Origin of the sequence: Micromonospora sp. LOL_023, assembly GCF_048060115.1 — a bacterium.
GTDB lineage: Bacteria > Actinomycetota > Actinomycetes > Mycobacteriales > Micromonosporaceae > Micromonospora_E.
The window spans coordinates 19,168-30,719 of record NZ_JBHMIM010000069.1 but is presented as its reverse complement, the minus strand read 5'-3'; the positions used below and the strand labels follow the sequence as shown (position 1 = coordinate 30,719).

The following is an 11,552-nucleotide window of genomic DNA, read 5'->3' as shown; positions in this document are numbered from 1 at the left end:
GACGACGAACACGCCGTGTCCACCGACACCGCCGGCCCCTCCAGACCCAGGTGGTACGCCACCCGACCGGACAGCACACTGGCGGAGCTGCCGTTGGTCAGGTACGGCACGACGTCCTCGGGTGGGTTGTGCAACCGGGTGCCGTAGTCGTCGTACATCACGCCGGCGAAGACCCCGGTCGCGCTGCCTCGTAACGTGCGGGGGTCGATCCCGGCGCGTTCGACGGCCTCCCAGGCGGTTTCCAGCAGCAGACGCTGCTGCGGATCCATGGCGATCGCCTCGCGACGGCCGATGCCGAAGAAGTCCGGGTCGAAGCCGGCCACGTCGTCCAGGAAGCCACCTTCCCGGACGTAACTGCGGCCCGGCACCCCCGGCTGCGGGTGGTAGATGCCGCCAACGTCCCAGCCCCGGTCGGTGGGCAGCGGCGCGATCGCGTCGACCTCGTCGACGACCAGCCGCCACAGGTCGGCTGGCGAGTTCACCCCGCCGGGGTAGCGGCAGGCCATCCCGACGATCACGATCGGATCGTCGTCGACGGTGCCCGGGGCGCCGGCGCCCGGCGTGATGTTGGTGTCGGCCGGTGAACTGTCGGCGGTCGCCGGGTCCGCGGACCGCGGGTCGCCGGGCATGAGCCTGTCCGCCAGCAACCGCGCCACGGCAGCTGGAGTTGGGTGGTCGAACACCATGGTGGCCGGCAGGGTCAGCCCGGTCGCCGTAGCGAGCTGGTTACGCAGCTCGACCGCGGCCAGCGAGTCGAACCCCAGCTCGCGGAACGCCCGGCTGGGCGCGACGGCGTCCGGACCGTCGTACCCGAGCACTCCGGCGACCTCTACCCGGACCCGGTCGAGCAACGCCTGCTCGCGTTGCTCGACGGGTAGCTCGGCGAGTCGCGAGACGCCGCGGCGGGCCACCGGTCGGTCACCGGCGTGAGCGGGTCGCCCGGCCAAGGTACGTAGTAGTGCCGGCACCTCGGACCTGGCGCGCAGCGCGGCCCGGTCCACCTGGAGCGGAACGATCGCGGGCACCCCGGCGGCCAGCGCGGCGTCGAACATCGCCAGCGCGTCGCCGCGCTCCAGCGCGGGCATCCCTAGCCGGGACATCCGGTGCAGGTTGGCACGGTCCGGCGCGCCCATCCCGGTAGCTTCGTTCCACATCCCCCAGGCCATCGCGATCGCCGGCAGCCCGTTCGCTGTCCGGTACTCCGCCAGCTGGTCAAGGACGGTGTTGGCCGCCGCGTAGGTGCCCTGCCCGGCGGCCAGCACCAGCCCGCCGGCGGAAGAGAACAGCACGAACGCGGCAAGCGGCAACTCCCGGGTCAACTCGTGCAGGTGCCAGGCAGCGTCCACTTTGGGGCCGAACACAGCGGACACCGCGTCCGGGGTCAAGGTGGTGAGCGTGCCGGCTTCGGCGACACCGGCGGCGTGCACCACCGCCGTCAACGGATGAGCAGCATCGATCCCCGCCAACACCCCCGCAACCGCACCCCGGTCCGCCACATCACACCCGACAACCCGAACCCGCGCCCCCAACCCCGACAACTCAGCACACAACTCCCCCACACCCGGCGCGCCCGACCCACGCCGACCCACCAACACCAGATGCCGCACCCCGTGCACCCGCACCAGATGCCGCGCCACCAGACCACCCAGACCACCCGTACCACCAGTGATCAGCACCGTGCCGTCGGGATCCCAGGTCACCGGGGCGGCCAAACCGGCCGGGTAGCGGCCCAACCGGGGCACGAAACAGCGCCCGTCCCGCACCGCCAGCTCCGGTTCGTCGCCAGCGATTCCGGCCCGCAGTCCCGCGACGGCCGTCGCGTCCCCGCTGTCCAGGTCGATCAGCTGGAACCGGCCCGGCTGCTCCTGCGCCGCCGCCCGAATCAGCCCCCACACCCCGGCGTGGGCGAGCACCGGCTGGGCGTCGGTCGGCAGCCGGACCGCCTTATCGGTCACGACGGTCAATCGGGTCGCGTCGAACCGGTGGTCGGCGACGAAAGCCTGCGCGGCGGCCAGGGTCGTCTCGACCGCCGCCCGGGCTGCCTGCGGGACCGCGCCCGATCCGTCCCAGTCGGGTACGCGCAGCACCAGCGCCTGCGGTGCCGGAGTTCCGCCGTCGACCGCCGCCAGCAGGGCAGCCTGATCCGGCCAGGCCGGCTCGGTACCGTACGGTGTGCCGATCGTGTGCCACCCGTCGGCGGTGACCGGTTCCCCACCGGACGCCGGCGTCCACTCGACGGTATGCAGCTGCTGACCTGGCGGTGTGGTCAGCTGGGCCGGCCCAACGGGCCGAGAAACCAGTGTGCCGATGCTCGCCACCGGCTGGCCGGTGACGTCAGCGACGTCGATCGAGGACAGTTCGTCGCCGCGAAGGCGGGTGATGCGTACCCGCAGTTCGGACGCGCCGGACCGGTGCAGGACCACGTCGTTCCAGACGAACGGTAGCAGGGTCGGTCCTCCGGCGAGCAGGTCGGCGTGCATCGCGGCGTCCAGCAGCGCCGGATGAATCCCGTAACCGGTGCTGGCGGTGTCGGCGGGGAGAGTGACCTCGGCGAAAATCTCCTCGCCACGTCGCCACGCGGCCTGCAGTCCGTGGAAGGCCGGCCCGTAGCCGTAGCCGCGATCGGCGAGCATGTCGTAGGCCGCTGTCACGTCGATCGCGGTGGCTCCGGTGGGCGGCCACTCGGTCAGCGCAGCACCGGTGACACCGCCGCCGGTTGCGGTCGTCGCTGGGCGCATGGTCCCCGTCGCGTGCCGGGTCCAGGCGGCGTCGGCGGCAGCGTTGGCGGGGCGCGAGTGGATGGCTATCGAGCACCCGTCGGACCCGGGGCGGTCGACGACGACCTGGACGACCGCGCCGGCGGCTCCGTTCAGCGGCAGCGGCGCCTGCAGAGTCAGCTCACCGAGGACCGGATGGTCCACCTGCGCCCCGGCGCGAAGGGCGAGTTCGACGAAGGCAGTGCCGGGCAGCAGTACGGTGTCGAGTACCTGATGGTCGGCGAGCCACGGCTGCGTGGCCGGGTCCAACCGCCCGGTCAGTACGACACCCGCACCGGCCAGCGGCAGCGCCGCCGCGAGCATCGGGTGCCGGGCCGGCGTCTGTCCCACGCCGGTCAGGTCGGTGCTAGCCGTCAACCAGTAACGCTTGCGGTGGAACGGATAGGTGGGCAGGTCGACAGGTCCACGGCCGCTGCCGGTGTCAGCCGCGGACGGCAGCACCACGTCCCAGTCGACCGTGGCACCGCGTACCCACAGCCGGGCGACGCCGGACAGCACCGACTCCACTTCGTCGGCCCCGGTGCGTAGCATCGGCACCACCTCGATGCCGGCGGCGATCGTGGCGACCAGACCGGACAGCGCCGCGCCGGGCCCGACCTCCACGATCGTCGTCACGCCGGTGTCGACCGCGCTGGTCACCGCGTCCGCGAACCGTACCGGCTGCCGGATCTGGTCCACCCAGTAATCCGGCTCGCCCCACTGGTCGTCGACCACGCCGCCGGAGACCGACGACACCGCCGGCACCGTCAGCGGTCGACTCGCCACCTGTGCCACGACCTGCCGGAAGTCAGCCAGAACCGGGTTCATGAGCCCGGAGTGGAAGGCGTGGGACACCCGCAGCCAGGAGACCGGGGTCCCCGCCGGCAGCCGCTCAACCGCCGACTCCACCGCCGGGCGCGATCCGGACAGCACCACCGCCGACGGCCCGTTGACCGCCGCCAGCCACACGCCGTCGCCCAGCAACGGTCGCACCGCGTCCTCGGCGGCGCCCACCGCCGCCATCGCTCCGCCGGTGGGCAGCCGCTGCATCAACCGTCCCCGGTGCACCGCCAGCTGGCAGCCGTCGGTGAGCGACAGCGCGCCGGAGGCCACCGCCGCCGCCAGTTCGCCCACCGAGTGGCCCAGCACCACCTCCGGGTTCACCGCCCACGAACGCAGCAGCCGGCTCAGCGCTACTTCCACCGCGAACAGTGCCGGCTGTACGTACGCGGTCTGGTCCAGCCAGTCGTCGGTCTCGCCGAGCAGTGCGTCGCGCAACGGCAGCCCCAGGTCGGCGAAGACCGTGCACGCCTCATCGAACGCCGCGGCGAACACATCGAACCGGTGGTACAGCCCACGGCCCATCCGTAGTCGCTGCGAACCCTGACCGGGGAATACGAAGCCGACCTGGCCGTCGCCGGACACCGAGCCCACGATCACCTGTGCGGCGGCTCCACCCGCGGCGAGGTGTCGTAGTCCGGCGGCGGCGTCCACCGGGTTCTCGGCCAGTACCACGGCCCGGTGCTGGAACACGGCTCGCGTACCGACCAGCGCCCGCGCCACATCGGTCAGTGGCACGCCGGACTCCACCACCGGCACCAACCGCCGCGCGATCTCCCGCATGGCGGCGGAGTCGCGAGCGGACAGCACCAGCGGTACCACGCCGGCGTGAGCTGGTCCCGGGTCGGCCGACGCGGATGTCGGCACCCGCACCGGTGCCTGCTCAAGGATCACGTGTGCGTTCGTTCCGCTGATGCCGAACGACGACACCGCCGCCCGCCGCGGGCCGTCCGGTGCCGGCCACGGACGCGCCCGCGCCAGCAGTCGCACCTCGCCCACCGACCAGTCGACCTGTGCCGACGGCTGGTCCACGTGCAGGGTCCTAGGCAGTTCGGCGTGCCGCATCGCCTCAACCATCTTGATCACCCCGGCGACACCGGCAGCCGCCTGAGTGTGGCCGAGGTTCGACTTGATCGAGCCGAGCCACAGCGGTCGGTCGTCGCGCCGGTGCTGTCCGTAGGTGTTGATCAGCGCCTGCGCCTCGACGGGGTCGCCCAGGGTGGTGCCGGTGCCGTGTGCCTCAACGACGTCGATGTCCGCCAATCTCAGCGCGGCACTGGCCAGCGCGTCGTGGATCACGCGTTCCTGGGACGGGCCGTTCGGCGCGGTCAGTCCGTTGCTGGCACCGTCGGAGTTGACCGCCGAACCTCGGATCACCGCCAGCACCGGGTGCTTGTTGCGCTGGGCGTCCGACAACCGCTCCAGCAGCAGCACGCCTGCACCCTCGCCCCAGCCGGTGCCGTCCGCCCCGGCGGCGAACGACTTGCAGCGGCCGTCGCCGGCCAGCCCACGCTGGCGGCTGAAGTCAATGAACGTGTCGGGTGTGGACATGACGGTCACCCCGCCGGCCAGGGCCAACGTGCACTCCCCCTGCCGTAGCGCCCGCGCCGCCCAGTGCAGCGCGACCAGCGACGACGAGCAGGCGGTGTCGACGGTGACGGCGGGCCCTTCGAAGCCGAAGGTGTACGCGATCCGGCCGGACACCACGCTCGCCAGGCTGCCGTTGCCCAGGTAGCCCGCGATCTCCTCGGATACCTGCCCGAGCCGGGTGCCCCAGTCGTGGTACATGACGCCGGCGAACACCCCGGTACGGGATCCGCGCAACGAGTGCGGGTTGATACCGGCGCGTTCGACCGCCTCCCAGGTGATCTCCAGCAGCAGGCGCTGCTGCGGATCCATCGCGGCTGCCTCCCGCGGACTGATCCCGAAGAACTCCGGATCGAACATGGCTGCGTCGTGCAGAAAGCCGCCCTGGTTGACGTAGCTGCGGCCGGGTTGCCCCGGCTCAGGGTGGTAGATCTGCTCGAGCTGCCACCCCCGGTCGGTGGGGAACTCGCTGACCGCGTCCACTCCGTCGGCGACCAGGCGCCACAGCTGCTCCGGTGACGCCACGTCGCCCGGGTACCGGCACGCCATCGCGACGATCGCGATCGGCTCGTCGGTGGTGGCGGCGGTGGCGGTGTCCGACGCGGCAGCCGGCGCGTCGGCGACCGGCGCAGCCTTGTCGACCAGGTAGGCGGCCAGCGCCTGAGGGGTCGGGTAGTCGAAGACGAGCGTGGCCGGCAGGGTGAACCCGGTCTCGGTGGTGAGCAGGTTGCGCAGCTCCACGGCGGCCAGTGAGTCGAACCCGACCTCGCTGAACGCCCGGTCGGGCTCGACGGCCTCGGCACCGCTGTGCCCGAGGACGGCGGCTGCCTTACGGCGGACCAGGGCTAGTACAGCGCGCTGCCGCTCGGCCGGAGCGAGCCTCGCCCAGTCGGCCGCGACTCCGTGCGGTGCCGGACGCCCGTCCGGTGTCGCGATGCCGGACGCGGTCGTCGACCGGTTCCCGCCGGGTTGGGTCGCCGGGACGATCTGACGTAGCAGCGGCGGCACACCGCCCGGCCTGGACCGCAGCGCGGCGGGGTCGAGCCGCAGCGGCAAAAGCGTCGCCGCCGGTACGCTCAGTGCCGCGTCGAACAGCCCCAGATTGTCCTTGTTGGACATGCCGGGCAGGCCGGATCGATCGACACGTCGCCGGGCGGCGTCGTCCAGCCGGTCCCCCATCCCACCGGCCTGTGCCCACAGCCCCCACGCCAGACTGAGCGCGGGCAGGCCGGCCGCGCGACGGTAGGCGGCGAGGGCGTCCAGCGCGGCGTTCGCGGCCGCGTAGTTCGCCTGGCCGGCACCGTCAAGATGACCGGCGGCCGACGAGCAGAGCACGAACCAGGCCAGTGGCAGGTCCAGGGTCAGCTCGTGCAGATGCCAGGCGGCGTACGCCTTGGCAGCGGCGACGGCCTCCATCCGCGGCCCGGTGAGGGTGTCGACGAGCCCGTCGTCGAGTACGCCAGCGGCGTGCACCACCGCGGTCAGCGGGTGCTCGAGCGCGATGCCGTCGAGCACCGTGGCGAGGGCGGACCGGTCGGACACGTCGCAGGCGGCGACGCGCACGGCCGCACCCAGCTCGGCCAATGCGGCGGCCAGGTCCCCGGCTCCGGCGGCCTGCGGGCCGCTCCGGCTCACCAGCAGCAGGTGCCGTACCCCGTGCGCACGAACCAGATGCTCGGCGAGGACAGCCCCGACACCGCCGGTGCCACCGGTGATCAGCACCGTGCCCGCTGGATCGAGCCGGCCCGACCGACCGTCCCGGAGGGCTCCGTCTGCGGGGGTGATGCCGACGGGCGGAACCGACGGGAGTGGTTCCACCGGCGGGGCGAGGGCCAGCCGGGGCGCCAGCACCGCGCCGGCGCGAACCGCGATCTGGGGTTCATCCGCGGTGACGGCGGCAGCCAGCGCGGCGGCCAGGCCGTCGGCGTCGGTGGCGGCGTCGACGTCGGTGGCGGTGGCGGTGGCGACGTCGGTGGCGGTGGCGGTGGCGAGGACGTCGAGCAGCAGGAATCTGCCAGGATGTTCGGCCTGGGTCGCACGGACCAGGCCGTGCACACCCCCGTGGGCAGGGTCGGTGGTGCCGGCGGGATCACCGTCGAGGCGACTTCCGCCAGCGGTCACGATGGCCAGCCGGCAGTCGACCGTACGGTGGTCGGCCAGCCACGACCGGATCACCGCCAGCGTCTCGTCGCAGGCGACGCGGACCGCCTCGGCACCGGTGCCGGCGGCGCGCACCGGCAGTACCACGACCTGCGGCAGCACGTCGGGCAGTTGCCGGCCCTGGTCGAGCACGACGTACGTGATCGGCCGCTGCGCCGAGCCGACGGGGATCCATTTCACCTGGTAGAGCTGGCCGTTGCCGTCGGCCGGTACGGCCAACCGGGCGGCGTCGGCGGGGCGGGTGACGAAGGACTCGACGTTTGCCACCGGCGCGCCAGTGGCATCGGCAGCCTCGATCGACACGCCGTGCTCACCGGCCGAGGTGACCCGCACCCGCAGGGCGCGCGCACCGGCGGTCAGGGCAGAGACCTGGCGCCAGGCGAACGGCAACCGGACCTGGGGCGATCTGGTAGGCGGCTCGGTCGCCAGCTCGTCCGGCGACCTGGTAGGCGGCTCGGTCGCCAGCTCGTCCGGCGACCTGGTAGGCGGCTCGGTCGCCAGCTCGGTGGCCTGCAGCACCGCGTCGAGCAGGGCGGGATGCAACCGGTAGCCCTCGGTGTGGACCGGCTCGGGTAGCTCGACGTGCAGGAACACCTCGCCTGCCGCGCGCCAGGCGGCCCGCAGTCCACGGAAACTGTCTCCGTACTGGTAGCCCTGGGCGGCGAGCCGCTCGTACCAGCCGGCCAGGTCTACCGGTTCGGCGCCGGGCGGCGGCCACGTCACGGCCCAGTCAGCATCGATGGGTGCGGCCCGCGCCGCCGGCGCCAGGGTGCCACTGACGTGTTGCTGCCAGCGGCTGCCGCTGGTCACGGCTCCGCTGCAGGAGTGGATCGTGACGGGACGCCGGCCGTCACCCGGGTCGGGACCGACCACGATCTGCAGTGCGGTCGCCGCCCCGTCGGCCAGGACCAGCGGCGAGTGCAGGGTGAGTTCGGCCACCGTCGGGCTGCCCAGCAGCGCGCCGGCGTGTCCGGCGAGCTCGACGAAGGCCGTGGCGGGCAGCAGGGTCGCACCGGCGACGACATGGTCAGCCAACCAGGGATGGGTCTGCGCCGATATCCGGCCGGTGAGCAGCGTACGGTCGCCGTCGGCGAGCTGGACCACCGCCCCGAGCAGCGGATGTTCGGCGTCGGCCTGGCCGAGGGCGGCCGCGTCACGGCGCGGGCCGGGTGGCGTGAGCCAGTGCCGGCGGCGCTGGAACGGGTACGTGGGAAGCTCGACCTGACGGTTGACCTGCCCGTCGAACACGGCTGGCCACGCCACCGACGCGCCGCGCTGGTGCAGGTGTGCGAGCACTCCGACCAGGTCACGGACCTCGGCGCGGCCCGGGCGCAACGTGGCGGCGAAGGACACGTCGTCGAGGACGTCGGGCAGGCAGGCCGGACCGAGCGCGCTGAGCACCGCGTCCGGGCCGAGTTCGACGAAGGTACGCACCCCGGCGGCGGCCAGCGCGGCCACGCCATCGGAGAACCGGACGCTCTTCCGCACCTGCCGTACCCAGTATTCGGGGTCCGCCAGTTCGTCGTTGCCGATCAGCTCTCCGGTCACCGTCGACACCATCGGGATCCGGGCCGGCGCGAAGTCGACCGCCTGGGCGAACTGGCGATACGACGCGAGCATCGGGTCCATCCGGGCGGAGTGGAAGGCGTGCGACACCCGCAACGGACGGATCCGGCGGCCCTGTGCGGCGAAGGTCTCGGCGATCCGGGTGACCATCGGCTCGTCACCGGAGATGACCAGCGAGCGTGGACCGTTGACGGCCGCGACGCTCACTTCGACGGGCAGTCGGCTGGGCAGTTCGTCGGGAGCCGCTTCGATGGCGACCATCGCTCCGCCGGCGGGCAACGCCTGCATGAGCTCGCCCCGGGCGGTCACCAGCAGCGACGCGTCGGCCAGGGTGAGCACGCCGGCGACGTGGGCGGCTGCCAGCTCGCCTACCGAGTGGCCCAGTACGTAGTCGGGGCGGAGCCCCCAGGACTCCAGCAGTCGGTACAACGCCACCTCGGTGACGAAGATCGCGGCCTGGGCGTACCGGGTCTGGTCGAGCAGGGCCTGGTCGTCGCCGGCCAGGATGGAGCGCAACGGTCGGTCCAGGTGGACGTCGACCTGGTCGGCCGCGTCGGCGAAGGCCCGCGCGAACGCCGGGAACTGCCGGGCGAGGGCCTGCCCGGCAGCGAGACGCTGGGTGCCCTGCCCCGTGAACATGTACGCGACCCTGCCGCCGATCATCCGTCCGACATAGACTCCGGAGCGGTTCGTCGCGCCGGTGGCCAACGCTTCCAGGCCCCGTACCGCCTCTGAGACGTCGGCGGCGAGCACCACCGCCCGATGTTCCAGCGCAGCGCGGGTGGTGGCCAGCGCGTACGCGGTGTCAGGCAGCGAAATCCCGGCCCGCAGCAACGGCAGCAGCTGACCGGCCTGTGCCCGCAACGCCGGCGCGCTGCGGGCCGAGAGCACCAGGGGCAGCACTGTAGGCCATTTCTGCCCCGCCGGTTCGCCGGCATCGGTGGTCTCGGTAGTCTCGGTAGTCTCGGTATCGGCCTCCTCGACGATGACGTGGGCGTTGGTGCCGCTCACGCCGAACGAGGAGATCCCGGCGCGGCGCGGACGGGGCAGCGCCGGCCAGGGGCGGGCGTCGGTCAGCAACGCGACCGCGCCGGCGGTCCAGTCCACCCGCGACGTGGGGCGGTCGACGTGCAGGGTCGCGGGCAGCAGCGAGTGCCGCAGAGCCATGATCATCTTGATCACGCCTGCCACCCCGGCCGCCGCCTGGGTGTGGCCGATGTTGGACTTGAGCGATCCGATCCACAGCGGCTCGTCCCGCTCCTGGCCGTACGCCGCGAGCAGCGCCTGTGCCTCGATCGGATCGCCGAGCCTGGTTCCGGTGCCGTGCGCCTCGACGGCGTCGACATCACCCGGGACGAGTCCGGCGTCGGCCAGCGCCGCGGCGATCACCTGTTGCTGCGCGGGCCCGCTGGGGGCGGTCAACCCGTTGCTCGCCCCGTCGGAGTTGATCGCCGAACCGCGCAGCACGGCGAGGACCCGGTGTCCACTGCGGCGTGCCTCACCGAGCCGTTCCAGGACGAGGATCCCGATGCCCTCGGCGAACCCGGTGCCGTCGGCGGCGTCGGCGAACGGTCTGCAGCGGCCGTCAGGAGCCAGGCCGCGCTGGCGGCTGAACGCGGTGAAGGTGCCGGGGCTGCCCATCACCGCGACCCCGCCGGCCAGCGCCAGCGACGCCTCGCCGGTGCGCAGGGCCTGGCTGGCCAGGTGCAGCGCGACCAGGGATCCCGAGCAGGCGGTGTCCACGGTCAGGGTAGGGCCGTGCAACCCCAGGGTGTACGCCACCCGCCCGGCGACCACGCTCGGCGCGTTGCCGGCGAGCAGGTAGCCGTCCAGTCCGGCCGGAGCCTCGTACAGTCGTGGTCCGTACTCCTGCGGCTCCGCGCCGACGAACACCCCGGTCCGGCTGCCACGCAGTGACGTGGGGTCGATCCCGGCGTGTTCCAGCGCGACCCACGACGTCTCCAGCACCAGCCGCTGCTGCGGATCCATCGCCGACGCCTCGCGCGGACCGATGCCGAAGAAGTCGGCGTCAAAATCGGCAGCCGTGTCGAGGAAGGCACCGTGCCGCACGTAGCTGGTACCCGGCCGGTCGGGGTCCGGGTCGAACAGTCCGGCCAGGTCCCAGCCCCGATCGGTCGGAAACTCCTCGATCACGTGCCGGCCGTCGACGACGAGCTGCCACAGGTCGGCAGCCGAGAACACCCCGCCGGGGTAGCGGCAGCCGATACCGACGATCGCGATCGGTTCGTCCGCGCCGTCGCGTCGGGGGCGCGCCGGCCGGGCGGCGGCGGGCGCGCCGACGAACTGCCGCACCACGAGATCGGCGACAGCCTGCGGGGTCGGGTGGTCGAAGGCCAGGGTCACCGGCAGTGCCAGGCCGGTGGCGGCGGTCAGCCGCTCGTGCAGCTCGACTGCGGCGAGCGAGTCGAACCCGAGGTCCTGGAAAGGCAGCACCGGGTCGACCGTGGCTGGCGCATCGGGCTGGACCTGCGAGATGACCCGGGTGGTCGCGACGCACACCAGTTCGAGCACCAAGCGGTGCTGCTCCACCGGGGGTAGGCCGGCCAACCGGGTACGGAACCCGGCGACACCGCCCGAGCTGCCGGTGGTGTCGTTGACGACGCTCTCGGGCTGGATGTTCAT

Annotated in this window: 1 protein-coding gene; it reads right to left on the bottom strand. The window is 72.8% G+C overall.

Annotated features, from left to right (window positions below; translation table 11 throughout):
• Positions 1 to 11,552, bottom strand: an 11,552-nt coding sequence (locus tag ACFHVL_RS27115) for an SDR family NAD(P)-dependent oxidoreductase (protein WP_416631267.1), incomplete at its 3' end; no start/stop codon positions are given.